The sequence below is a fragment of the Streptomyces sp. 71268 genome (assembly GCF_029392895.1).
Lineage (GTDB): Bacteria > Actinomycetota > Actinomycetes > Streptomycetales > Streptomycetaceae > Streptomyces.
Genome location: NZ_CP114200.1, coordinates 4,125,348 through 4,149,008 on the forward strand (window position 1 = coordinate 4,125,348; position 23,661 = coordinate 4,149,008).

The following is a 23,661-nucleotide window of genomic DNA, read 5'->3' on the forward strand; positions in this document are numbered from 1 at the left end:
TTCCTGGTTCGCCACCGGGTGCCCTCGCACCACGGTCGAGTTGCCGCCGCCCCGGTCCGCCGGGTCCGCTCACTTCACCAGCGGGTCCGGTTTGCCCTGGGAGCGGGGGCGCTCCTCAACCATCTTGCCCCATACGATCATTCGATACTTACTGGTGAATTCCGGCGTGCACGTCGTCATCGTGAGATAGCGCCCCGGTCCGGTGAAGCCGGAACCGGGCGGTACGGGGCCGATGACCCCGATGTTGGACGGCGAGGTCTCCGGGAGGATGGCGGCCATCTCGTACGTGTAGTACGCGTCCTGGGTCTCCACGACGATCGGGTCGCCGGGCTGGAGCCGGTTGATGTAGCGGAAGGGTTCGCCGTGCGTGTTGCGGTGGCCGGCGACCGCGAAGTTGCCCCGCTTGTCCGACGGCATGGCGGTCCTGAGTTTTCCGGTGCCGTAGTGGCCGACCATGCCTCGGTCGAGCACGTCCCGCTTGTCGATCCCCTCGGCCACCGGGACCACCACGTCGAGCTTGGGGATGTACATGATCGCGAACCCCTCGCCGGGCTCGAACTCCCCGGGCGCCCGCTTGTCGTCCTGCGCCCACTGCTTCTGTAACTTCTCGCGCTCTTCCCGCGCCTGCTGCTGCGCGATGATGTTCGTCCACCAGAGCTGGTACGCCACGAACAGCAGCATCAGCACCCCGATGGTGATGAACAGCTCGCCCAACCCCCGGCTGACCCTGGTGGCCACGCCGGGTCTGCGCGCCCGCTCGGCCTGGCGGGCCGCCAGCCGGGTCATGGGCGCCGCGGTCCCGGTCGCGGCGCCGGCGCTCGCGGCGGCCGGCGGCCCGGCGCGGGCGGCTCCGGGTGCGCGGCGGGCGGGGGCGCGACGGCCGGCGCGGCCAGCCGCCTTGCGGGCGGCCTTGCGCCGCGCGGCCCGGCCGCCGGGCGCGTCGCCGGTCGACGGTCGCGGCCGCTCGGGCGGGAGCGGCAGCTCCTCGCGGGGCGGCTGCGGCGCCACCTGGCGCAGGGCCATCGTCTCGGCGTCCACCAGCGGGGGCATGGGGCCGGGCCCCGGTGCGCCTCGGCGCACCATCCCCGGGACGCGCAGGCCCACCGTCTCCTCGTTGGACGGCCGATCGGCGGCGTGCCGCCCGCCGACCGGGGCCGCGGTGTCCCGGCGGGCCGGGGTGTCCAGGGCGCCGGTGTCCCGGGCCAGGCTGTCCGAAGCCGGGGGGCCCGAAGGCGGGGCGCCCGGGGCGGCGGTGTCGGTCGTTCGGGTGTCGGTCGCTCCGGCGCCGGTGGGCGCGGTCGCCCCGGCAGCGGCCGTGCTGGCGGGCGGGCCCGTGCGGGGGGGCGGGGGCTGCGCGTTCGGGGCGCAGTGCGGTCACACCCCGGCCTTGCCGACCACCGGCGCCAGCCCCACCGCCCGCTCCACCGCGCCCGCGTCGCCGCACCTGGTCAGCCAGTTCGCCAACATGAGGTGCCCCCACTCGGTGAGCACCGACTCCGGGTGGAACTGCACGCCCTCGATGGGCAGTTCCCGGTGGCGCAGGCCCATCACGATGCGGCCCGCGCCCGCGCCGCCGCCCGGTTCGCCCGAGGCGTGGTCCGGGCCGTCGGTCCAGGCGGTGGCCTCAAGCTCGGCGGGGAAGGTGCCGTTCTCGACGGAGAGCGAGTGGTAACGGGTCGCGGTGAAGGGGGACGGCAGCCCGCTGAAGACGCCGGCGCCGTCGTGAGTGACCGCGGAGGTCTTGCCGTGCAGCAGTTCGGGGGCGCGCCCGACGACACCGCCGTACGCGACGGCCATCGACTGCATGCCCAGGCACACGCCGAACACGGGCACGCCGGTCCGCGCGCAGTGTCGCACCATGTCCACGCAGACGCCCGCCTGCTCGGGCGTGCCGGGGCCGGGGGAGAGCAGCACCCCGTCGAAGCCGTCGTCGGCGTGCGCGGGCTCCACCTCGTCGTTGCGCAGCACCTCGCAGGTGGCGCCGAGTTGGTAGAGGTACTGGACGAGGTTGAAGACGAAGCTGTCGTAGTTGTCCACGACGAGAATGCGCGCGGTCATCGGGTGCCTGCCGTTCCTGCCGTATCGGTTCCTGCCGTCGCCGCGGTCACTCATCAACCGTCACGTCGTTGAACGGCAGCAGCGGCTCCGCCCACGGAAAGACGTACTGGAAGAGCACGTAGACGACGGCGAGCACGAGCAGCAGCGAAATCAGTGCCCGCACCCACGCGTTGCCCGGCAGGTGCCGCCAGATCCAGCCGTACATGCTGCCCCTACTTGCCGTCGAGCCGATGGATGAGTCGCTTGCGGAACCAGGGTAAGGGGCGCGGTGGTGGGGCCGTGGGTCAGCCGGACAAGAGGTGGGAAACGCTCCGGACGGCGCGCGGGGGCCCGCCGGGGCGGGTCGGGGCACGGCCGGGGTCGTTCCGGGGCAGGCCGCTGTCGGGGGCGCCGGCGGTCTTCGGGGACCGGGCGCCGCGCGCGGGACCGGACGCGCCGGCGGCCTGGGGCACGCGGGGGGCGGGCCGCCCGGTGGGCGCGGGCGGGCGCCGCTAGTCGGCGGGGCGGGCGTGGTGGAGGTCGACCGTGCCGGAGTAGCCGGGCAGCGTCACCGAGTCGTGCTCGTCGACCTGCCAGCCGAGGCCGTACGCCTTCACGTACTCCTGGTAGTTCTGGATCGCCGGGGAGTCCCGGAGCGCGTCGCGCAGCGCGGAGACCTCGCCCACGGCGGTGATCTTGTACGGCGGGGAGTAGACGCGGCCCTGGAGGATCAGCGTGTTGCCGACGCAGCGCACGGCGCTGGTGGAGATCAGCCGCTGGTCCATGACCCTGATGCCCTCGGCGCCGCCCTGCCACAGCGCGTTGACGACGGCCTGCAGGTCCTGCTGGTGGATGACCAGGTCGTTGGGTTGCGGGTCGGGCACGCCGGAGACCCTGGGGGTGGCGTTCGGCGGGGCGTCGGTGAGGGTGACCGTGACCGCGCTGCCGCGCAGCTTCTGGGTGCCGGCCGACTTCTCCAGCGCGCGCAGCCGCTCCTCGTCGGCGGCGCTGCGGTCGTCGTCCCGGTGCAGCAGCGCGTCCACGTCGGAACGCATCTTCGCGGTCTTCTCGTCCAGCGCGGCGTTCTTGTCGCTACGGGCCTGGATGAGGTCCGACAGCCGCAGCATGGACTCGTCACTGCGGATGTTGGTGCCCTGGGCGGTGTTGAAGCTGATCCAGAAAATAAGCCCGGCGAGGGCGAAGATGGCGATCGTCAACAACCGGATCGGGCGAAAAGCGAAGCGCCGAGGGGCCGGTCCAGGGGAGTCGGCTGAATTACTCAACGTACCCTTATCTCTCTCGACGCCGCGGAAGCACTACGCTAACGGACGCCCGGGAGAAAGGAAGTGCTCCCCGCTCACTGCTCCCGGCGCCCCGTCCCACTAGGTTTCCGCGCGGTCACGCAGCGCATCGACAGGAGAGTTCCTCGTGCCGAAGTCACGTATCCGCAAGAAGGACGACTTCACGCCGCCTTCGGCGAAGCAGGCGACGACCATAAACCTGAACAGCGGGCGGAGCTGGGTCGCGCCGCTCATGCTGGCCATGTTCCTGATCGGTCTGGCCTGGATCGTGGTCTTCTACGTGACCGACGGCACCCTGCCCATCGACCCGATCGGCAACTGGAACATCGTCGTCGGATTCGGCTTCATCGCGGCGGGGTTCGTCGTCTCGACGCAGTGGAAGTAGCCGCACGCCGCGTGACGCCGTGGCCCGGTTCGTCGCGTGCGCCGCACGCCGCGTGACGCCACTCGCTGCCTGACGCCCCCGCACGCCCGTAGCCGGAGCGCCGCCTGACGCCGTCCGCCGCCGGGGCGCCGGCGCCGCACGCCGCGTGACGCCGCCCCGGGGCGCGGAACCGCTGGTCACGCGAGAGCGCCACCGCGCCTCGTGGCAGGGCGCGCCGGGGTGAGCGCGGCGGGCGTCGCTCGCCCGTGGGGGAGGCGCCGGCCGTTTCCCGTCGTCGCCAGCGGCGCTTACGGCGCGCGGGGTGGCGGACCCCGGGGCCCGTGTGGCAGGGTCGGTCGCCCCCGGCGCTCGCCGTGGACGCGGTACGGGCACGGTACGGGCGCCGTGCTCGGGCTCGGGCCGGACACGCGCTGAGACGAGCTCTGACCTGAGTTATCCACAGAGCGATCCACAGTGGGGAAAACTTACGACGATCTGTGGATAACCTGCGCGATGTTGACGCCGGTGTGACCGCCCACAACCCCGCTCACTTCCCCCACACACCCCTCCTGCCTGCGGAAACGCCCCTCCGTACGCGTCTGGACAGACGTTCCCACAGGAGACGCGGCGCGCTGTGGACAACCGCCGTGGACCAGCCACTAAGGGGTTTCCGCGCGCCCGCGCGTACCCGCCCGCGTAGGGCTCAGCCCGTGAGCTGCGCTGTGCGCAGCAGCACCGTGCCCAGGATGACCAGGAACACCGCCACACAGGTCCCGGCCTGCACCAGGTCGCGGCGCTCGCGCGGGGCGTGCACCATGCCGTAGGCCACCGCGGTACCCACGATCAGGCCGCCGATGTGCGCCTGCCAGGCGATGTCGCTCCAGGCGAAGGTGAAGACCAGGTTGAGCGCCAGCAGGATGACGACCGGGCGCATGTCGTAGTTGAGCCGGCGCATCAGCACGGCCGTGGCGCCGAGCAGGCCGAAGATCGCGCCGGAGGCGCCGAGCGACGCCTGCGAGGCGTCGGCCAGCAGGTAGCTGAGCGCGCTGCCGCCGAGCGCGGACAGCAGGTAGAGCGCCAGGAAGCGGACCCGGCCCAGCGCCGCCTCCAGCGGGGCGCCGAGCCACCAGAGCGAGAGCATGTTGAAGGCGATGTGGAGCGCCTCCTCGTGCAGGAACGTCGCGGTCAGCAGGCGGTACCACTCGCCCTCGGCGACGCCCTGGACCGGCGCGAAGCCGGAGTCGGACGGCGGCCACTCGCCGACCATCGCCCAGTCGTTGATCATCTGGTTGCCGTTGGACAGCACGACGACCCAGACCAGCACGTTGATCGCCAGCAGGATCTTGGTGATCAACCGGGGGTCGCTCGTGAGCGAGCCGCCCGCGATCGTCCGGGGCGAGGTGCTCGCCGGCCGCCGCAGGCCGCTGCCGGACGCCCCGCCACCGCCGCTGGCGTGGGCCCCGCCCGCGCACTCCGGGCAGTGGAAGCCGACCGAGGCACTGACCATGCACTCGGGGCAGATCGGCCGGTCACAGCGGGTGCAACTGACCCCCGTCTCCCGCTCCGGGTGCCGGTAGCAGCAGACCGCCTGGTCCTCCATGGTCTCCCCTTACCTCTCCCCCGGTGCCCGTGCGCCGGGCAGTGTACGACCGCCGCCCCACTCACCTGTGTGGTGTACGGATGGGCGGGGCGGGATGGTTCCTCGCCCCCGCGCCCGGTGTCGGTCGGCGCCCGGCCGGACGGGCGCGCGGTGGTACCGCCCACGCCGCGCCGCCCCGGCGGGGCCGGGGCGGCGCGGCGGATGGTGCGGCGAAGTGACGCGGTGCTCAGCCCTCGCGGGTCTCGATCACCACGGACTCGATGACCACGTCGTTGACCGGGCGGTCGGTGCGCGGGTTGGTCTCCGTGTTCGCGATGGCGTCCACGACCTTCTTGCTGGCGTCGCTGCTCACCTCACCGAAGATGGTGTGCTTGCCGGTGAGCCACGTGGTGGGCGCGACCGTGATGAAGAACTGCGAGCCGTTGGTGCCCGGGCCGGCGTTCGCCATGGCCAGCAGGTACGGCTTGTTGAAGGACAGGTCGGGGTGGAACTCGTCCCCGAACTTGTACCCCGGACCGCCGGTGCCGTTACCCAGGGGGTCGCCGCCCTGGAGCATGAAGCCGCTGATCACCCGGTGAAAGACCGTGCCGTCGTACAGCTTCTTCGTGGACGCCTGGCCGGTCGTCGGGTCGATCCACTCGCGCGTTCCCTCGGCGAGCTCGACGAAGTTCTTGACCGTCTTGGGCGCGTGGTTCGGCAGCAACCGGACCTCGATGTCCCCATTGTTGGTCTTCAGGGTGGCGTAGAGCTGCTCAGCCACGATCTACCTTCCATAGTTCTCACTGGACGTCTCCCGATCCTCGCATGGACGCCGGGGAGACGAGTAGCCGCCGGAAACAGCGCGCGGCGCCCCTTTCCGTAGCCTTGTACGCGCGAGGCCCCTATGACCCGGATGCCCGACCGCAGGTGCCCGGCGATCAACGAACAGGCATGATCTGCAAATGGGTGGAAAGGCGACCTAAGCGTCGAGGGGCGTCTGACGGACCCCGGATACGCCACCGAGGAGGAGGAAATTCCGTGACCCGCAAGGACAGCGTGCGAGACGCGACCGGCCCGGCCAAGGAGAGCGTCCGCCACGCGGTGGAGGTGGTGGGGCCACACGCCAGCCAGGCCAAGGAAGCGGCCGTGCACTACGCGTACGAGGCCCGCGCCAAGCTCGCCCCGAAGGTGTCGCAGGCCGCGCACCAGGCCCGGGCGACGGCCAGCGACCAGTACCACAGCCGCCTCGCCCCGCGCATCGAGCACGCGCGCGGCGCCGTACCGCCCACGGTGGACCGCGCCGCGCACCGCGCCGCGGCGCGCACCCGCAAGGCCGCGCGACAGGCCGCGGAGTACACCAGCCCCCGCGTGGAGAGCGCGCTGGCCAGTGCCCGTGCCGCCGCGGACCCGGTACGCGAGGAGGCCGCGGCGCGCGGCGGCGCGGCACTGGCCGCGCTCCGTGGCCAGATCACCGCGGCCGACGTGGAGCGGTTGCAGAAGAAGCAGCGCCGGCGCGCGCGCCGGGGCAGGTTCGCCAAGCGGTTCGTCGTGCTGGGGCTGCTGACCGGTGGGGCGTACGCCGCGTGGAAGTGGTGGGACAAGCAGGCCAACCCGGACTGGCTGGTGGAGCCGCCGGCCGCGACGGAGGTCGGCGACCGCGAGCCTCTGACGCCGGCCGAGCGCGCCGAGCGGGACGGGCTCGACCCGGAGGTCGAGGCCAAGCAGGCGGCGGCGGACGCCGCGAAGCGCGACAAGTCCTGACGCGCGAACCCGCGCGAACCACCGACGCGCCGGCGGGCGCCCACCCCGGGCGCCCGCCGGCGCGCGTCCGCGTCACGATCGCGAGGTCTCCGCCTCCGCCGGCGCACCCGACTCCACCCGCGCGCCCGACTCCACCGGCGGTCGCGCGCCCGGCCCCGCCTGCTCGCGGGGCAGGTCGCGCTGGCGGCGGATCGGGCTCATGGCAAGGATGAGCCAGGACGGGGCCACGATGCCCGTCATGATCCACATGGTGGCGCGGTAGCCGACGACGTCCCCCAGCACACCGCCGAGGAGCGACCCGAGCGGGATCGTGCTGTGGTTGATCACCATGGCCGTCGCCACGACCCGGCCGAGCAGGTGGGGCGGGCAGTAGCTCTGCCGGAAGCTGCCGACCACGACGTTGGCCACGGAGATGCCGACCCCGACGGTGAACGACCCCGCCGCGAAGAGCGCCAGCCCTGGCCCGGCCGTCGTCATCGGCAGCAGCAACACGAACGGCGCGGTGACGGCCTGGAGGAGCAGCAGGCCGCGCGCGGTGCCGAACCGCCGGGTGGCCCGCGTCGCCACCAGCGCCCCCACGATGCCGCCGGCGCTGCCGCCGGTCAGCAACAGGCCGACCATGGCCGGGTTCAGCCCGACGGTGCGGACCAGGAACACGACCTGCACCGCCTGGTAGCCCATCAGCGCCATGTTGATCACGGCGCCCCACGCGACCATCGACCGCAGGTAGCGGTCCCGCCCCACGAACCGGAGCCCCTCGCCGATCTGCCGCCGCAGGAGTATACGGTCCCCCGTGGGGGCGTGGTCCGGCTCGACCACCCGGATCCGCCGCAGACAGAACGCGGAGACCAGGAACGTCACCGCGTCGGCCACGAGCGCGGCCACCGCGCCACACGCCTGCGCGAGCAGTCCCGCCGCGCCGGGACCGACCACCCGGGTCGCCGCCTCGCTGCCCTGGAGCTTGGCGTTTCCTTCGAGCAGGTCCCGCCCGTCGAGCACGGTGCGTATGTACGCGTGGTAGGCCGGGTTGAAGCACACCGCCGCCGTGCCACACACCAGCGCGACGCCGACCAGGTGCCCGTACGTGAGCCCGCCGCACCACGCCGCCACGGGAATGCTCAGCAGCGCCGCGGCGGAGACCAGGTCGCACGCGAGCATCAGCGGACGCTTGCGCGTCCTGTCCACCCACGCGCCCACCGGCAGCCCCACCACCAGCCAGGGCAGCCACACCGCGGCGGCGAGTAGGCCGACGGCGGTGGAGCTGGCGTCCAACACCTCGACCGCGATCAGCGGCAGGGCCACCACGGTGATGCCGTTGCCCAACCCGCTCGCGGTCTCGCCCACCCACAGCAGCCGGAAGTCCCGCTGGGCGAGCACGCCCCAGCGCGTACGGGTCCGGCTCGTCGCCTTCTTCGTCAGGTCCACGCCAGGCATGATGTCCCGGCCCCCCGCCGACCGTCCTGCTCATTTACGGGTGCTACGGAGTACCCGGGCGGGCCCGGCCACGGGTGCCGGTTCCACGCCCCGAACCGTCTACTCGACGGGGAAGTCGAAATACGTGTCGGGATAGGGCTCTTCCCGCAGCGTGTAATGCCACCACTCGCACGCGTACGCGGCGAATCCGCAAGCCTCCATGACGGAACGCAGGTGCTCCCGGTTTCGCGCTTCGGTTCGCGTGATTCCCGCCGCGCCGTGGTGGGAGCGGGAATCCATCAGGTCGTGGCCGCCCCCCATGGAGGCAAGCTCGCCGGAGGTCAGGTCGTACAGCGTGAGATCGACGGTGCTGCCTCGGCTGTGACCCGACTTGGTGGCCACGTACCCCTTCTCGAACATCTCGGCCCGTTCGATGTTCGGGTAGTGCCGCGATTTCGTCCGGCCGTCCTCCGGCTGCCGCGACCAGCGCAGAAAGCAGTCGACGGCGCGCTGCGGTCGGTAACCGTCCCAGAGCACCAGACCGAAGCCGAGGGAGTTGGCCTTCTCCTGAGCACGTTCCAGGGCCGCGCACAGGGCCCTCGTACCGACGATGCGGTTGGTCAGGTATCCGTCCACCGGTTTTCCGGTGAAGTTGTCCCAGGTGGCGTACTTGGCGTCCCAGCGTATTCCGGGTATGAGTTCGTCCACGAAGACGAAGCCGTCCATCATCGGCTTTCTCCCGCCAAGGCCAGCGACACCGTCCGGTCGATCACCTCGGACATCGAGAGGCCGGCCGCCGCCATCATGCGCGGATAGCGACTGTACGAGGTCAGCCCGGGAAAGGTGTTGACCTCGTTGAGGACCACCTGACCGTCCTCCTTGAGGAACATGTCCACTCGCGCCAGTCCGCCGCAGCCAAGGGCGCGGTATACGGCCTTGGCCGTCTCCTGGGCGAGTTCTCGTGCCTCTTCCGGAATGTCGGCGGGCACGATCGCCTTCGAGTTGTCGGAACCGGTCTCCGGCGCGTCCTCCTGGTGGATGCGGAAAAAGCCGTGCGAGAGGGCGATGCGGTCCACCTCACCCGTGACCACGTCCGGCCCGTTCCCCAGAAGGGCGCATCCGATCTCGCTGCCGACGACGGCCTCCTCGATCAGCACCTTCGCGTCATACCGCCGCGCGATCTCCACCGCACTCCGCAGTTCCGCCTCCTCGGTCACCTTGGTGACGCCGAAAGACGACCCCGAGCGGGCGGGCTTCACGAAGACCGGGTAACTGAGCCGGGTGGCGTCGAATTCCTCGTGCGCGGCGACCGTCCAGAACCTCGGCGTGGCGATTCCGGCGCTCGCGGCGACGAGATAGGTGAGGGACTTGTCCATGCACAGCGCGGAACTCGGGACGTCGCAGCCGACGTAGGGGATGCCGGACAGTTCCAGCAGGCCCTGTATCGCGCCGTCCTCGCCGAGCGTGCCGTGCAGTACGGGCAACACGACGTCCAGCCTGATCGTTTCGTACCGCCCCTGCTCAAGGACGAGCAGTCCGTGCACACCGCTGTCCGATGCCAGGACGACCGGGCGGCAGGTGTCGCGCTCCCAGTCCGCGCCGGGCCCGTCACAGAGCCGCCACGCGCCGCTCTCCGTGATCCCGACGTAGAACGGTTCGTACTTCTCGACATCGAGGCTTCGGGCGACCTCGCGCGCGGACTTGACGGAGATCGGGTGCTCCTCGGAACGCCCCCCGAACAGAATTCCGACCTTCAACCTAGCCATGCCGGTTCTCGCTTTCGAATTGCAGACAGTTGGTGAGGGAGTTCTCGACGGTGTCGCGCAACGCGTGGTCGGTGTAGTACGCGATGTGCGGGCTGATGAGCGCGTTCGGCAGCTCCTGCAGGCGCACCAGTGCCTTGCTCGCGATGGGCTTGTCTCGGCAGTCGGCGTAGAAAACGCCCTCCTCCCCTTCGAGGACGTCCAGCGCCGCGCCGCCCAACTCGCCGTTCTCCAGAGCTTCCAGTAGGGCTTCGGTATCGATGAGGGAACCGCGTCCCGTGTTGACGATCAGCGCGCCGCGTTTCATCCGCGCCATGCGCCGCGGGTTCAGCAGATGGTGCGTCTGCGCGGTGAGCGGTGTGTGCAGCGAGACCACGTCGCTCCGCTCCAGCAGTTCGTCGAGCGGTACGTAACGGGCGTCGGTCCGCGGGTGGTTGTCGTGGGCCAGGACTCGGCAGCCGAAACCCCGCAACCGGTCCACGACCGCCGCGCCGATGCGGCCCGTTCCGATCACTCCGACGGTGAGGTCGCGCAGCTCGCGCCCGCGCGTTTCGCTCGCCCGGTAATCGTGCGCGTCCGTCCGACGGATAACGGATTTCGCGTCCCGTACCGCCATCAACATCAGCATCAGCGTGTAGTCGGCCACGCTGTCCGGCGAATAGCTGACGTTTCCGACCGAGATGCCGAGGCCGGCCGCGTATTCCACGTCGATGTGGTTGTAGCCGATACTCCGCGTGGAGATGTACGCCACGCCGGCCTGGCCGAGCGCCCGCAACGTGGCCCGGGACACGGGTGCCTTGTGGCCGACGCTGACGCAGCGGCCGCCTTTCGCCAGTTCGCTGTTGGCCTCGGTCACCGGCGCTTCGGTTATGGTCGTCGCCACACCGAAACGAGGGGCCAGTTCTCGGAACAGAGCGGCCTCGTCTGGGCCGCATCCGAAAATCGCGATGTGGACCGGTTCGCTGTTGGTCATGCGCCCAGTCAACGCGGGGTGGCGTTGCCGGAACGTATGGGCTTTTCGATATGCCGGCGATACGCCCGACCGCCTTGACTGGCGGCATGCCGTTCAACGAAACAGCCACCATCCGCTCCGGCGGGTGCCCCACCGGACTGACCCCGCGCCGCGGCCCGCGCGCCGTGCGGTCATGATCCCGCTCAGCCTCGGCGCGATCGCCGAGATCGTCGGCGGGACGGTCGCGGGCGAGCGCTCCGTGACCGTGACCGCGCCGGCCGTGCTCGACGGCCGACAGGCCCAGCCGGGCGGCCTCTTCGTCGCGTTCGCCGGCGACCACGTCGACGGCCACGACTACGCGGAACAGGCCGCCCGGGCCGGCGCGGTGGCGGTGCTCGGCTCCCGAGCCACGTCGCTGCCCACCGTCGTCGTGGAGGACGCGCGGGCCGCGCTCCAGGCGCTCGCCGTCCACGTCGTGGGCCGGCTGCGCGACGGCCTGACCGTGCTCGCGCTGACCGGGTCCCAGGGCAAGACCGGCACCAAGGACCTGTTGGCCGCCGTCCTCGCCGGCGCCGGCCCGACGACCGCCACGATCGGCACGCTCAACAACGGGCTCGGGGTGCCGCTGACCATGCTGCGCGCCGACGAGACCACCCGGTTCCTGGTCCTGGAGATGGGCGCCCGCAACGTCGGCGACATCGCCGAACTCACCGCCCTGGTCGCGCCCGACATCGCCGTCGTCCTCAACGTCGGCCAGGCCCACATCGGCGAGTTCGGGTCGCGCGCGGCCATCGCGCGGACCAAGGGCGAACTGGTGCGGGGGCTGGCGCCCGGTGGCATAGCCGTACTCAACGCCGACGACCCCCGGGTGCTCGCCATGCGCTCGCTCACCGAAGGGCCGGTGCTGACCTTCGGGCGGACCGCCCACGCCACCGTACGGGCCCTCGACCCGACCCTCGACCACCTCGGCCGGCCCACGTTCACGCTGCGGACCTCCGCCACCTCCGCCCCCGTCACGCTGTCGGTCCCCGGCGCCCACCAGGCGCTCAACGCGGCGGCCGCCACGGCGGCGGCGCTGGCCGCCGGTGTCCCGCTCACCATGGCCGCGACGGCGCTCGCCACCGCCTCGCTGTCGCGGTGGCGGATGGAACTGCGCGACCTCGCCGGCGGCGCGAGACTGCTCAACGACTCCTACAACGCCAACCCCGACTCGACCCGCGCCGGCCTGGACGCGCTGGCGGCGATCGAGGGCAAGCGCCGCATCGCCGTACTCGGCGAGATGCTCGAACTCGGCGACGCCAGCGAGGCCGAGCACCACGCCATCGGCGCGTACGCCGCCACCCGGGCCGACATCGTGGTCGCCGTCGGCGAAGCCGCCCGGCCGGTCGCCGACGGCGCGGGCGAACGGGCGGTGCCACTGGCCGACAACGACGCGACCGTCCGCTGGCTGCGCGGCCAGCTCGCCGCCGGCGACGTCGTCCTCGTCAAGGCGTCGCGCGGCGCCCGCCTCGACCTGGTCGCCGCCGCGCTCGCCTGACCACGCGACCGGCCGGCGCGGACACCGGCGGCCGGGCCCGGGCCGGGGCCGGGCCGCGTCGGCCCGGGCCTCCGCACCGACACCCCCGTACCGGTCGGGCCGACGCGGCGCGCCGTAGCGAGAAGCGGAAGGCGAAATGCGGCAGGCGAGAAACGGGAAGCGAGAAACGGGAAACGGTACGGGCTCAGCGTCCGCGCCGCCGCATGTAGAAGTCGAAGGCCCGGTAGACCGCGGGCCGCAGTGGCAGGTCCCACTCGCCGACGTACCGCACCGCCTGACCGCCGGTGCCGACCTTGAACTGGATCAGGCCCACGTGCGGGTCGTCGGCGTCCAGGGTGGGGGTGATGCCGCGCAGGTCGTAGACGTCGCAGCCGGCCGCCAGCGAGTCGCGGATCATCGCCCACTGACAGGCGTTGGAACCGCGCACCTCGCGCTTGGCGGTGGAGGAGGCGCCGTAGGAGTACCACGCGTGGCCGCCCACGCGGACCAGGATGCTGGCGGCGACCAGGTCGCCCTGGTGGTGGGCCAGGTAGAGCCTGATCCGCTCGGGGTCCTCGGCGTTCAGCGCCGCGAACATGGTCTCGAAGTATCGCAACGGCCGGGGCGTGAAGCGGTCGCGCTCCGCGGTGTGGACGTAGAGGTCGTGGAAAGCCCTCAGGTCCGCGCCGACCGTGACCTCGACCCCCTCCTTGGCCGCCTTCTTGATGTTGCGGCGCCACTGCTGGTTCATGCCCCGGAGCACCTCGTCCGCGCTCTTGCCGGCCAGCGGGATCTCGTACCGGAACTGCGGATGCCCGACCCCGAACCCGTCCCGCGGGTCCTGCGGCCGCCAGCCGGCCTCCCGGAGCCCGCTGGTCACGCCGGTGCCGACCGGGTCGACGTACTGGCTGGGCAGGTCGGTGAGGTGCCGGGTGCCCGGGTCGGCGATGCCCTCCTTCACCTGGGTGGCACCCCAGGTGTCCGTGCGCACCGGCGGGCCGAGCCGGATCGCGAACGCGCCGCGGGCCCTCAGGTACCGCGCCAGCGGGTCGAGCCACGGGGCGAGGTCGCCGCTCCAGTCGATGACCGGGCCCTCGGGCAGGTAGGCCAGCGTGTAGCGGTCGAGTCGCGGCACCGGGCGGTGCAGCACGAGCGCCGTGCCGACCAGCCGCCCGCCGTCGAACCAGCCGAGGGACTCGCTGCGCCACTCGGTCTTCACGCGCCCCCAGGCCGGGGTCTGCAGGAAGCTGACCGATCGCTGGGTCCGCACGAACGCGAAGTGCTCGGTGGCGAGGATCCGCCCGACGGTCAGCCGCACGCCCGCCTCCCACCGGCCACGGAGGACGAGGACGCCGAGGACCGGATCGCGGACCGGATCGAGGGCTGGACCGGGGACTGGACTGCCAGGTGGACCGAGGCCCGCGCCGGGGACCAGGCCGAGGCCCGCGCCGGGGACTCGGCCGAGGGGCCGGCCGGGGGCCCGGCCGCTGCTGTTCGTGCTGGTTCGCTGTACGCCATGCGCCCAGTCAAGGCAGCGTCGCGTTGTCGGCGCGTATCGGGTTTTCGATACGCCGACGATAGGCGCCGGCTCCTAACCTGAGGAACATGCGTGTTCTGGTCGTCGAGGACGAGCCCTACATGGCAGAGGCCATCCGCGATGGCCTGCGCCTGGAAGCCATCGCCGCGGACATCGCGGGCGACGGCGACACCGCGCTGGAACTGCTCGGTATCAACAGCTACGACATCGCCGTCCTCGACCGCGACATCCCGGGGCCCTCCGGCGACGAGGTCGCCCGGCGCATCGTCGCCTCCGGCAGCGGGATGCCGATCCTGATGCTCACCGCCGCCGACCGCCTCGACGACAAGGCCTCCGGGTTCGGACTCGGCGCCGACGACTACCTCACCAAGCCGTTCGAGCTCCAGGAGTTGGTGCTCCGGCTCAGGGCGCTCGACCGCAGGCGGGCCCACTCCAGGCCGCCCGTACGAGAGATCGCGGGCCTGCGCCTGGACCCCTTCCGCCGCGAGGTCTACCGCGACGACCGCTACGTCGCCCTCACCCGCAAGCAGTTCGCGGTGCTCGAAGTACTCGTCGCCGCCGAAGGCGGTGTGGTCAGCGCCGAGGAACTCTTGGAGCGGGCGTGGGACGAGAACGCCGACCCGTTCACCAACGCGGTGCGCATCACCGTCTCCGCGCTGCGCAAACGCCTCGGTGAACCCGGGATCATCTCCACCGTCCCGGGCGTCGGATACCGCATCGTCCCGACCGCCGGCAGCGGGTCCGCGGGTGGCGGTCGTGGATAGGCGTCCCGGCCTGAGCGTCCGCCTCAAACTCACCCTCAGCTACGCCGGGTTCCTGATGGTCGCGGGCGTCCTGTCGCTCGTCGCGGTGGGCGTGTACATGCTCCGGGAGGGGTGGCTACAGACCAACGAGTCGGGAGCGGTACGAGAGACCCCGGGCCTCCTCTTCGTGCGGGGTTTCGTCCCGACGGCCGCCCTGGTCATGGTGGCCCTCCTGGTCTTCGGCCTGCTGGGAGGATGGATGCTCGCCGGACGCATGCTCGCCCCCCTGGACCGCATCACCCGCGCCACCCGTACGGCCGCCGCCGGATCGCTCTCCCACCGGATCTGCCTCCCGGGCCGCGAGGACGAGTTCCGCGAACTCGCCGACGCCTTCGACACGATGCTCGCGCAGCTCGAAGCGCACGTCGAGGAACAGCGGAGGTTCGCCGCCAACGCCTCGCACGAGCTGCGCACCCCGCTGGCGATCTCGAAGACCCTCATCGACGTCGCCCGCGCCGACCCCCACCACGACACCGGCGCGCTCGTCGACCGCCTGCACACCGTCAACACCCGGGCCATCGACCTCACCGAGGCGCTCCTCGTCCTCAGCCGCGCGGGCCAACGGTCCTTCGCCCGGGAACCCGTCGACCTCTCCCTCACCGCGGAGGAGGCCACCGAGACGCTGCTCCCGCTCGCGGAGAAGCACGGCGTCACCCTGGAGACCCACGGCGACATCGCCCCCACGGCCGGATCGCCCGCCCTCCTGCTCCAGTTGGTCACCAACCTCGTGCAGAACGCCATCGTGCACAACCTGCCCACCGACGGCAGCGTGTGGGTGCACACCGAGGTCGGTCCCCGCTCCGTTGCGCTCACCGTCGAGAACACCGGCGAGCAGCTCGCCCCGCAACTGGTCGCCACCCTCGCCGAGCCCTTCCGACGCGGCACCGACCGCATCCACACCGACCAGGCGGGCGTCGGCCTGGGCCTGGCCATCGCCAAGACCATCACCCAGGCCCACGACGGCACCCTCACCCTCACCCCCCGCCCCGCCGGCGGACTACGGGTGAGGGTGGAGTTCCCGGCGACACCCACGTCGGGCGGCGGGTGAGGGGGCGGGGGAGGCGACGGCCCACGCCGCCGGGCTCCGCACGGCCGCGTCAGGTCGTCGCAGGCGCGCTTGCTCCGGGGGCCTGAGAGCGCCGGGTTCCGCCCGCCGGGAAGGGGCGACAACTACGCTGAGACCAGGTACCTGGCCCGTACCTTCGCGACCAGCCCCGTGATCGCTTCATACGCAGCGCTTGGAGGAAGCCGTGACCGCCGGACTCCCCGACTGGATGATCCCTCCCCGGCCCAGTGGCTGGGAGGCCGACGACCTGGACCACCTTCCGCAAGCACCGCGGCACACCGAGCTGATCGACGGAGCCCTCATCTTCATGATGTCGCCACAGCGGTCCTGGCACTCCCGACTGGTGGAGAACATGACGTTCGCCCTGCGCCAGGCAGCCCCCGCCGGGTACGAGGTCGAGCGGGAGATGACCGTCCGTCTCGACAACAAGAGCCGCCCCGAACCCGACATCCTGGCGACCACCGCCGCATACCGCCCCGACCGCACCTGGTACGCACCCGCCGACGTCGCTCTCGTCATCGAGGTGGTCTCGGAGGAGTCGGCTGACCGCGACCGCTCCCTCAAGCCCTTCAAGTACGCCCAGGCCGGGATCGCCCACTTCTGGCGCGTCGAGGACGAAGCCGGCGCCCCCGCCGTCCACACCTACGAACTCGACCTCATGACCCACGCCTACGTGCCCACCGGCATCCACCGAAACCGCCTGAGGACGACCGTGCCGTTCGACCTCGACATCGGCCTCACCGACCTCGTGCCCTGACAGAGCCGGCCAGGTCCGGTGCCGGGGGCGGCGGCCGGTACGGCGGCGTTCACCAGCTTCGGAAACAACCAACCAGTAGGTCGTTTCCCAGGCGCCGCCAGCGGTTCTCACAAGGTCTCCACAAACGCCCGCCGAAGCCCCGCCACGGCCCCGCCCGCCGATATCGCGACGGCGTCATCGCGAGGGAGCCCACCGCGCTACGACCACCTCGCGGAAAACACCCGAAAAAAAGACCTCCCTTACCGCGTTTCCGCAGGTCAGGGAGGTTTCAAGAAGTGGAGCCTAGGAGAGTCGAACTCCTGACATCCGCCATGCAAAGACGGCGCTCTACCAACTGAGCTAAGGCCCCTTCGCGGATCAGGATACCCGTTACCCGATAGCTTTCCCGACCGGGTATCGCTCGTACGTACCGCTCTCCGTAGGATGCCACGCAAGATTCGCGGCAGCGAAGGGGAGAGCGAGATGGACGCAGCACAGCAGGACGCCACCGCCCGCGCACGAGACCTGCAACGCAATTGGTACGGGGAACCGCTGGGCGCTCTCTTCCGCCGTCTGATCGACGATCTCGGGCTGAACCAGGCCCGCCTCGCCTCGGTGCTCGGGCTCTCGGCGCCGATGTTGTCGCAGCTCATGAGCGGCCAGCGGGCGAAGATCGGCAACCCGGCCGTGGTGCAGCGGGTGCAGGCGCTACAGGAGCTGTCCAGCCAGGTCGCGGACGGGCGGGTCAGCGCGGCCGAGGCCGCCGAGCGGATGGAGGAGGTCAAGAAGTCGGCCGGCGGGTCCGTACTGAACAACACCTCGCAGACCACGGCCAGCAGTGGCGCTCCCACCGTGCGCCGTGTGGTGCGCGAGATCCAGTCGCTGCTGCGGTCGGTGGCCGCCGCCGGGGACATCATCGATGCCGCCGACTCCCTCACCCCCACCCACCCCGAACTGGCAGAGTTTCTCCGCGTGTACGGCGCGGGCCGCACCGCGGACGCGGTGGCCCACTACGAGTCACACCAGGGTTGAGGTCCGCGCCGGCCGGCCAGTGGCACTGAGTCGGGCCGGGTCGAGTCGATGGGCGAGTGGACGGTCGGGGCGCGATGGGTGAGATCTTCGCTGGTCGGTACGAGCTGGTCGATCCGATCGGCCGCGGCGGGGTGGGCGCGGTCTGGCGCTCCTGGGACCATCGCAGAGCGCGTTACGTCGCCGCCAAGGTGCTCCAACAGAGCGACGCCCACACGTTGTTGAGGTTCGTACGGGAGCAGGCGCTGCGGATCGACCATCCGCACGTGCTGGCCCCGGCGAGCTGGGCCGCGGACGACGACAAGGTGCTGTTCACCATGGACCTGGTGCGCGGCGGCTCGCTGGCGCACCTGATCGGCGACTACGGGCCGCTGCCGCCCTCCTACGTCTGCACGCTGCTCGACCAGTTGCTCTCCGGCGTCGAGGCGGTGCACAAGGAAGGCGTGATCCACCGGGACATCAAGCCCGCCAACGTGCTCCTGGAAGCCACCGGAACGGGCCGCCCCCACGTGCGGCTCTCGGATTTCGGAATCGCCATGACCAAGGGTGAACCCCGGCTCACGGATACCAACTTCGTGGTGGGCACGCCCGGTTATTTCGCACCCGAGCAGATTCTCGGTGCCGAGCCGGACTTTCCGGCCGACCTGTTCACGGTCGGGCTGGTGGCGTTGTATCTCCTCAGCGGGCGCAAGCCGGACGCGGAAGCGCTCATTGAGCGATTTACGGAACACGGTGTGCCGAATGCGCCCGACGGTATTCCGGAACCGCTGTGGCAGGTGATAGCGAACCTCCTGTTGCCCGACCCCGAGGCCCGTTTCCGTACCGCGAACGGCGCCCGCAAAGCGCTCCTTTCCGCGATGGAGTTGCTGCCGGAGCCCGACTTCGACGACGAGGCCGTCGAGGTCTTCGACCACCTCGGCCCCCTACCGCCGGGCTTCGGCCCCGACGGCCCGACCGCCCCGACCCCGATCCCGCGCGCGGCCCGCCTCGTCCAGCACACGGACCCGCACGCGCTGGCGGAGGCGTACGACGCGTACGGGGCGTACGACCGTCCGGCGCAGCCCGACGCGACCGAGACCTACGCCACCGGGCCCTACGCGACGGGCCCCTACCCGGCCGGCAGCTACCCGGGCACGGAGCGGCGGGGCGGGCCGGCGCCGGGCGCCGGGCCTATGGCGGATGAGCCCGTGGTGAACGGGCCCGTGGCGAGCGATTCCGCGGCGGCCGGGAGCCCGGTGGGCGGGGCCCCCGCGAGCGCTTCGGCGACGAACGAGCCCCGGGACGACGAGCCCACCGGGGACGGCGAGTTGGGCTCGACTGCGGGCGGCCGGGCAGGGGGCCGGTCCGTTGAGGGCGCCGGTGCGCGGGCCGGGCGCGCGCCGGTGGAGCCCGGCGCTGACCGCACCCCGTCCACCGCGCCGGGCGCGCACGCCCCGGGCCCGTACCCGTCCGGCCCGTACGCCACCGGCGCGGAGCCCACGGGCACGCACACGACGACCGACTCCTGGTTCGGGCTGCCGCAGGGCTCCTGGCAGGGCCCCGCGACCCCCTCCGCGCCCGGCCCACGCCGCGACGCCCCACCAGTCAGCACGCCGCGCGAACCCGCGCACCCCGGGCAGGGGCAGTCTCAGGGCCAGGGCCAGGGCCAGGGCCAGGCGAACGGCGCCGGGCGGGACCGCGCGGCCGACGGGCCCGACGTGGACACCGGCTCCCTGCCGGGGCCGCCGACGGCCACCGGGGTCGAGTCCGCCATGTCGCAGACCGGCAGCTTCCCACTCGCCCCGCCGCAGCCCGCACCGGAGCCACCGGCGCCGTCCGGACCAGCCGACCCCGTCCCCGGCCCCGGGCGCGGGCCCGCCCTCGGCCTCGACCAGGCGCAAGCCACGGCCGACCCCACGCCCGGGCCGCGGAACACCACCCCCAGCACGCCGTCGCACGCCCCGCTGCCGCCGGCGGCCACCCACGCCGGCCCGACACCGCCCGCGCCGCCGCACCCGACGCCGCCCTGGCCGCCCGACGCCACGCCGACCCCCACTCCGCTGGCGCCCACGGCGCTGCCCCCGCTGTCCTCGGAGCCCACGCCGACCCCCACCCCGCTCGCACCCCCGTACGCCGCCACGCCACCAGCGGACGCGCCGGGCGCGTACGCCGGCACGCGACCGCCCGCCGCGTCGGGCGGCCCTCCCGCGCAGGCCGCCTCGCACCTCCCGGCGGCCCAACAGCCGCCGTACCAGCTCACGTACGGCTACCCGCCGGGCCCGCACACCGCTCCGACGCCGACGCCCACGCCGCCGACCCTCCCGTACCCCGCCGTGCGGTCGCCCGGCCCGCAGGGCGCCGGGCACGCGACGGCGTACCCGCAGGGCTCGCCGCCCCCGCCGCACGGCCCGCACACGCCGACGCCGCCCCCGGCGTACCCCTCGTCGGCCATCAGGGCGGCGCACGCCGACACGGACTCGACCGCGGTCGTCAGGCCGGCCGCCGCCCCGGGCACGCCGGTCACCGCCCCACCCCCGGACCCGACCGCGACCACGCCACTACCGGCGCGGGCCGGCCCGACCGCGCAGCCCGTCGCGCCCTCTGGCCCGGTAGCTCCCGGCTCGGCGGGCGACGCGTTCGACCTACCCGGCCAGCCCGGCCTGCCAGGCCAGGCGAGCGCGACGACCCCAGCAACGCACGCCGTGGCGCCGCCGGCGGCCACGCACGCGGCCCCGCGCCCCCCGGGCCCCTCGCGCGCCGTGACGCTCGCCATCCTGGTCGCCGCGGCCCTCTGCTTCGCCGTCGGCACCTGGGCGCTGCTGGCCAGCTAGCCCGGCCCGACCACGACGGCGCGCGACGCCGTCCACAACCCCCGATCTACCGTGCGGAGTTGTCGCCCCCGCCGTGCGGGCCCGCGCCCGCCAAGGGGACGGCGGTGCGCCGGCGCGCGCTCAGTTTCCACACGCCCAGGCCGGCCAGCAGCGCCGTGCCGAGCCCGAACCCGCCGTACGCGACGGCCCGCAGCCGGTCGTCGTCGGCCGCGTCGGCGGAGCCCGGCCCCGGTTGGCCGATCCGCCCCTGGTCCGCGCCGATGCCGAAGCCGCCGGCCGTGGCGCTGCCGTCGTAGCGGGGGCCCGGCTCGGCGTCGCCCTTCAGGTGAACGCGCACGGTGACCGGTACGCCGTCCTCGAAGTAGCGCTTCATCCGCGGGCTCACGGTGACGGCGACGTAGTACCAGCCGGCGACGCTCGCGGCCCGCACGGCCGCCCGGGAGCGCTCCGTGCGGTTGACGTAGGCCAGCGGCGCGGTGCCGATCCGGGAGGTGCTCGGGTTGCCCTTGTACGGCACGAAGTGGTTGGTCGCGAGCAGGGCGCGCGCCGGGTTGTAGACGGCCGTGCCGAGCGCGTCCCGCAGGAAGCCCGCGCTGCCCGTCGGCTTGCCCGACGAGCCCTCGGGGGCCGGGACTTCGACGCTGGTCAGGAGCTGTTGCCCCCAGTCGACGGGGACCTTGAAGAAGCGGGTCTGGCCGGGCGCGACGGTGTCCCGCCAGGCGCCCGGGGAGAGCGGGGTGGCGTCGTTGAACCCGGTGCCGCCCGCGCGCTGTCGGGGGCTGCCGGAGCGCGGGAGGGGCGCGTCGGCGCTCTCGCTGTCCTGCGCCGGCTGCCCGCTCGGCTCACCCTCGATCCCCGGCTCGCGCATGGAGCGCAGCTCCAGCGTCCACCGCTCGTCGCGGCCGGCCGTCGAGTCGGGCCGCTCGACCTTGACCAGGTGCCGGCCCGCAGCGCCGCACCGCGCCGCCGTGCCCGTACCGGGCTGGCGCACCACGGCGGTGCCGAACGGGTGGGCCACGTCGTCCGCGTCGGCCCCGGCGATCGCGGTGTCACACCGCCCGCCGTCCAGCCGGGACAGCGTCAGGCGTATCTCGTCCCGGTACGCGTCGATGTGCGCGCCCGGGGGCGGCACGGCGACGGCCGACACGTAGGCGGTGGACCGATCGTCGAGGTCGACCGCGTAGAACCGGCTCTCGCCCGCGCCGATGCTGTCGACACGCGGCCCGCCCACCGCCAACGACGGGGCGTCGTCGCTGGTCAGGCTGCCACGGATGGGCGTGCCCGCGGTGCGGTAGGTGGGTGCGTCGGCGCCCGGGACGGCGTGTGCGGGGCCGGGTATCAGCCCGCCGACCGCGCCCGCCGCGCACAGGGCCGCCAGGGCGACCAGGCGGGAGGGGTGCCTGCGGCGGCGGTCGTCCATCGGGCGTCACTCCTTGGCGTAGCGGTTCCCGGCACCACGTTTTGCTCGTGCAAGCTAATTCTTTGCTTACGTGAACTCAAGGGGTGGACGTCACGCGCCGGCCCGCCAGCCGCGCGCCCGCGACGCCCGGCTCATCCGCGACGTCCCGCGCGCCCACGACGCACTACGGGACCCCGACCGCGCCACGCGATCAAGGCCCCGCAATAACGACTAGTGCGACTCACACACCCGAACCTGAGGGCACGGAGTCGGTCGCCTCCGTCCACAGATCCTGCTCGGCGCGATCCGCCTGGATCTGGCGGTACACGAGGAGCCCGCCGATTGCGGCCAGTGCGACCAGGAGAAGCTTCTTCACCGCGCGACCTCGTCTTTCCTTGACGTAGGAGACCTTCTGGCGCTCGACTATACACACCAACCGATACCGATCAGTGACCTAGGCCCTGGCCCAACTCAGTGGGTGGACAAAAGAATCGGCCCGGCTGGCTATTCGCCATCCGGGCCGTTCGCATCGGTGGGGCTAACAGGACTTGAACCTGTGGCCTCTTCCTTATCAGGGAAGCGCTCTAACCGTCTGAGCTATAGCCCCGCGCTGCACCGAAAGATTAGCGCACCACCAGCCCTGTCCCAAAATCGGTATCCGCCGGGGCCCCCGGCGCCCGCCCGCGGCCCCGGCTCCCCACGGAATTCCCGCCCGCTCGCCACGCCCGTCCCACCCCGCGCGAACCCCGCCCCGACCGGGCCGTGCCCCACGCGAACCCCGCTCCGACCGGGCCGACAAGCAACCCGACCGGCCGCCAGCCCACCGGCCCCGGACCACGCGCACCCCGCGCCACCGGCCCCCACACACCCGACCGGCATCCACGCACCCGAACCGCGCCCCCACACCCGAACGGCGCCGCCGCCCGAGTCCGGGCCGCGACGCCGTAAGGGTGTGGCGCTACCGCGCCGCCGTCCTACTCGTCCTCCGCCAACGTCAGCTCAACGCCGCCGACGAAGCCCGCCGACAGGTTGTAGATGAACGCCCCCAGCGTGGCCAGGGCGGTCGCCAGGACCACGTCGATGACCGCGATGACCGACGTGAAGACCAGCACGCGAGGCAACGACAGGAAGGATTCCAGGTCAAAGCCGCCACCCTCGTTGGATTCCGTGGCGTCACTGATCGTGCCGCCCACGGTGGAGAAGACGCCCATCGCGTCCATCGTCATCCACAGCACGGAGGCCGCGATGATCGTGCAGATCCCCAGCGCGATGGAGAGCAGGAAACTCACCTTCATCACGGACCAGGGATCGACCTTCGCCACCCGCAGTCGCGCCTTGCGGGTGCGCGGCACGGTACGCGCGCCCGCGGGCGTACGCGGTCGGCGCACCGCCTGCTGGGGCGCCGACCCCTGCCCACCCTCCGGCGCGGCGCCCTGCGCGCCCGCGGGGGGCGCGTAGGCGTGCGGCGGGTGGTAGGGCTGGGACTGCTGCGTAGCCGGCCGCTCATTGGGCAGTGGGCTCGCCGAGAACGACTCGTAGCCCTGCTTGGCACCTCGGGTGTCCGTCACGGTTCCCCTCTGGGAGTCAGCCGCTCC

21 protein-coding genes, 2 tRNA genes and 1 pseudogene are annotated in these 23,661 nt (G+C 72.5%); 8 read left to right on the forward strand and 16 right to left on the reverse strand.

Annotated features, from left to right (window positions below; translation table 11 throughout):
- Positions 1-69: 69 nt before the first annotated feature.
- From OYE22_RS15850 to OYE22_RS15865, 4 genes are all read right to left on the reverse strand, one after another.
- Positions 70-1,050 carry a class E sortase gene (locus tag OYE22_RS15850; RefSeq protein WP_277321021.1) on the reverse strand — a complete coding sequence of 327 codons (981 nt, stop codon included), beginning with the start codon at positions 1,048-1,050 and terminating at the stop codon, positions 70-72.
- Between the two features lie 324 nt (positions 1,051-1,374).
- Complete coding sequence (locus OYE22_RS15855) at positions 1,375-2,058, reverse strand: aminodeoxychorismate/anthranilate synthase component II (RefSeq protein ID WP_277321022.1); 684 nt, start codon at positions 2,056-2,058, stop codon at positions 1,375-1,377.
- Positions 2,059-2,104: 46 nt separating this feature from the next.
- Complete coding sequence (locus OYE22_RS15860; RefSeq protein WP_176162941.1) at positions 2,105-2,263, reverse strand: hypothetical protein; 159 nt, start codon at positions 2,261-2,263, stop codon at positions 2,105-2,107.
- Positions 2,264-2,549: 286 nt separating this feature from the next.
- Complete coding sequence (locus OYE22_RS15865) at positions 2,550-3,320, reverse strand: DUF881 domain-containing protein (protein WP_277321023.1); 771 nt, start codon at positions 3,318-3,320, stop codon at positions 2,550-2,552.
- Positions 3,321-3,465: 145 nt separating this feature from the next.
- Between OYE22_RS15865 and crgA the strand changes: the two genes are divergently transcribed.
- A complete protein-coding gene (gene crgA, locus OYE22_RS15870; RefSeq protein ID WP_277321024.1) occupies positions 3,466-3,723 on the forward strand; it encodes a cell division protein CrgA in 258 nt (85 codons plus the stop codon).
- A 682-nt stretch (positions 3,724-4,405) separates the two neighbouring features.
- Here crgA and OYE22_RS15875 read toward each other — a convergent pair.
- Entirely contained in the window at positions 4,406-5,302 is an 897-nt protein-coding gene (locus OYE22_RS15875) for a rhomboid family intramembrane serine protease (RefSeq protein ID WP_277321025.1), read from the reverse strand.
- A 226-nt stretch (positions 5,303-5,528) separates the two neighbouring features.
- A complete protein-coding gene (locus OYE22_RS15880; protein WP_277321026.1) occupies positions 5,529-6,062 on the reverse strand; it encodes a peptidylprolyl isomerase in 534 nt (177 codons plus the stop codon).
- 257 nt (positions 6,063-6,319) lie between these two features.
- On the opposite strand from OYE22_RS15880, the gene OYE22_RS15885 reads away from it, so the two are divergent.
- Positions 6,320-7,042, forward strand: coding sequence for a DUF5324 family protein (locus OYE22_RS15885; RefSeq protein WP_277321027.1), 723 nt, complete (start codon positions 6,320-6,322; stop codon positions 7,040-7,042).
- Between the two features lie 72 nt (positions 7,043-7,114).
- Here the strand turns inward: OYE22_RS15885 and OYE22_RS15890 are convergent, their stop codons facing one another.
- The 4 genes from OYE22_RS15890 to OYE22_RS15905 all read right to left on the reverse strand — a co-directional run bounded on the left by OYE22_RS15890 (position 7,115) and on the right by OYE22_RS15905 (position 11,191).
- Positions 7,115-8,467, reverse strand: a complete 1,353-nt coding sequence (locus tag OYE22_RS15890) for an MFS transporter (protein ID WP_277321028.1) — start codon at positions 8,465-8,467, stop codon at positions 7,115-7,117.
- A gap of 108 nt (positions 8,468-8,575) precedes the next feature.
- The gene (vanX, locus tag OYE22_RS15895; RefSeq protein ID WP_277321029.1) at positions 8,576-9,184 is read right to left on the reverse strand and encodes a D-Ala-D-Ala dipeptidase VanX; all 609 of its coding nucleotides are present in this window, start codon (positions 9,182-9,184) and stop codon (positions 8,576-8,578) included.
- A complete protein-coding gene (gene vanA, locus OYE22_RS15900) occupies positions 9,181-10,221 on the reverse strand; it encodes a D-alanine--(R)-lactate ligase (RefSeq protein WP_277321030.1) in 1,041 nt (346 codons plus the stop codon). Before vanA ends, vanX begins: the two co-directional genes overlap by 4 nt.
- A complete protein-coding gene (locus OYE22_RS15905) occupies positions 10,214-11,191 on the reverse strand; it encodes a D-isomer specific 2-hydroxyacid dehydrogenase family protein (protein WP_277321031.1) in 978 nt (325 codons plus the stop codon). The genes vanA and OYE22_RS15905 overlap by 8 nt, the downstream gene beginning before the upstream one ends.
- A 172-nt stretch (positions 11,192-11,363) precedes the next feature.
- On the opposite strand from OYE22_RS15905, the gene murF reads away from it, so the two are divergent.
- Positions 11,364-12,707: a UDP-N-acetylmuramoyl-tripeptide--D-alanyl-D-alanine ligase gene (gene murF / locus OYE22_RS15910; RefSeq protein WP_277321032.1), complete on the forward strand. Its 1,344-nt coding sequence runs from the start codon at positions 11,364-11,366 to the stop codon at positions 12,705-12,707.
- 184 nt (positions 12,708-12,891) lie between these two features.
- On the opposite strand, the gene OYE22_RS15915 is transcribed toward murF, so the two are convergent.
- Positions 12,892-14,004 (reverse strand): peptidoglycan bridge formation glycyltransferase FemA/FemB family protein, encoded by a 1,113-nt coding sequence (locus OYE22_RS15915; RefSeq protein WP_277321033.1) that lies wholly within the window; start codon positions 14,002-14,004, stop codon positions 12,892-12,894.
- A 287-nt stretch (positions 14,005-14,291) separates the two neighbouring features.
- Here OYE22_RS15915 and OYE22_RS15920 point away from each other — a divergent pair, with 287 nt between their 5' ends.
- The 3 genes from OYE22_RS15920 to OYE22_RS15930 all read left to right on the forward strand — a co-directional run bounded on the left by OYE22_RS15920 (position 14,292) and on the right by OYE22_RS15930 (position 16,849).
- Positions 14,292-14,987, forward strand: a complete 696-nt coding sequence (locus OYE22_RS15920; RefSeq protein ID WP_277321034.1) for a response regulator transcription factor — start codon at positions 14,292-14,294, stop codon at positions 14,985-14,987.
- Positions 14,980-16,074, forward strand: a complete 1,095-nt coding sequence (locus OYE22_RS15925; protein ID WP_277321035.1) for a HAMP domain-containing sensor histidine kinase — start codon at positions 14,980-14,982, stop codon at positions 16,072-16,074. Before OYE22_RS15920 ends, OYE22_RS15925 begins: the two co-directional genes overlap by 8 nt.
- Before the next feature lie 226 nt (positions 16,075-16,300).
- Positions 16,301-16,849, forward strand: a complete 549-nt coding sequence (locus OYE22_RS15930) for a Uma2 family endonuclease (protein WP_277324156.1) — start codon at positions 16,301-16,303, stop codon at positions 16,847-16,849.
- Positions 16,850-17,125: 276 nt separating this feature from the next.
- Here OYE22_RS15930 and OYE22_RS15935 read toward each other — a convergent pair.
- Positions 17,126-17,198 (reverse strand) — tRNA-Ala (locus OYE22_RS15935).
- Positions 17,199-17,311: 113 nt separating this feature from the next.
- Between OYE22_RS15935 and OYE22_RS15940 the strand changes: the two genes are divergently transcribed.
- Together OYE22_RS15940 and OYE22_RS15945 are read left to right on the forward strand one after the other, a co-directional pair.
- On the forward strand, positions 17,312-17,860 hold the full coding sequence (locus tag OYE22_RS15940) for a DNA-binding protein (RefSeq protein WP_176162927.1): 549 nt from the start codon (positions 17,312-17,314) through the stop codon (positions 17,858-17,860).
- A 74-nt stretch (positions 17,861-17,934) separates the two neighbouring features.
- Positions 17,935-18,810: pseudogene (locus tag OYE22_RS15945) on the forward strand (serine/threonine-protein kinase); the annotation flags it as partial.
- 1,903 nt (positions 18,811-20,713) lie between these two features.
- Here OYE22_RS15945 and OYE22_RS15950 read toward each other — a convergent pair.
- The 4 genes from OYE22_RS15950 to OYE22_RS15965 form a co-directional block, all read right to left on the reverse strand.
- A complete protein-coding gene (locus tag OYE22_RS15950; RefSeq protein WP_277321036.1) occupies positions 20,714-22,087 on the reverse strand; it encodes a hypothetical protein in 1,374 nt (457 codons plus the stop codon).
- Between the two features lie 220 nt (positions 22,088-22,307).
- The gene (locus OYE22_RS15955; RefSeq protein WP_208809277.1) at positions 22,308-22,442 is read right to left on the reverse strand and encodes a DLW-39 family protein; all 135 of its coding nucleotides are present in this window, start codon (positions 22,440-22,442) and stop codon (positions 22,308-22,310) included.
- A 157-nt stretch (positions 22,443-22,599) separates the two neighbouring features.
- A tRNA-Ile gene (locus tag OYE22_RS15960) sits at positions 22,600-22,673 on the reverse strand.
- 367 nt (positions 22,674-23,040) lie between these two features.
- Positions 23,041-23,634 carry a DUF3566 domain-containing protein gene (locus OYE22_RS15965; protein ID WP_277321037.1) on the reverse strand — a complete coding sequence of 198 codons (594 nt, stop codon included), beginning with the start codon at positions 23,632-23,634 and terminating at the stop codon, positions 23,041-23,043.
- Positions 23,635-23,661: the final 27 nt, after the last annotated feature.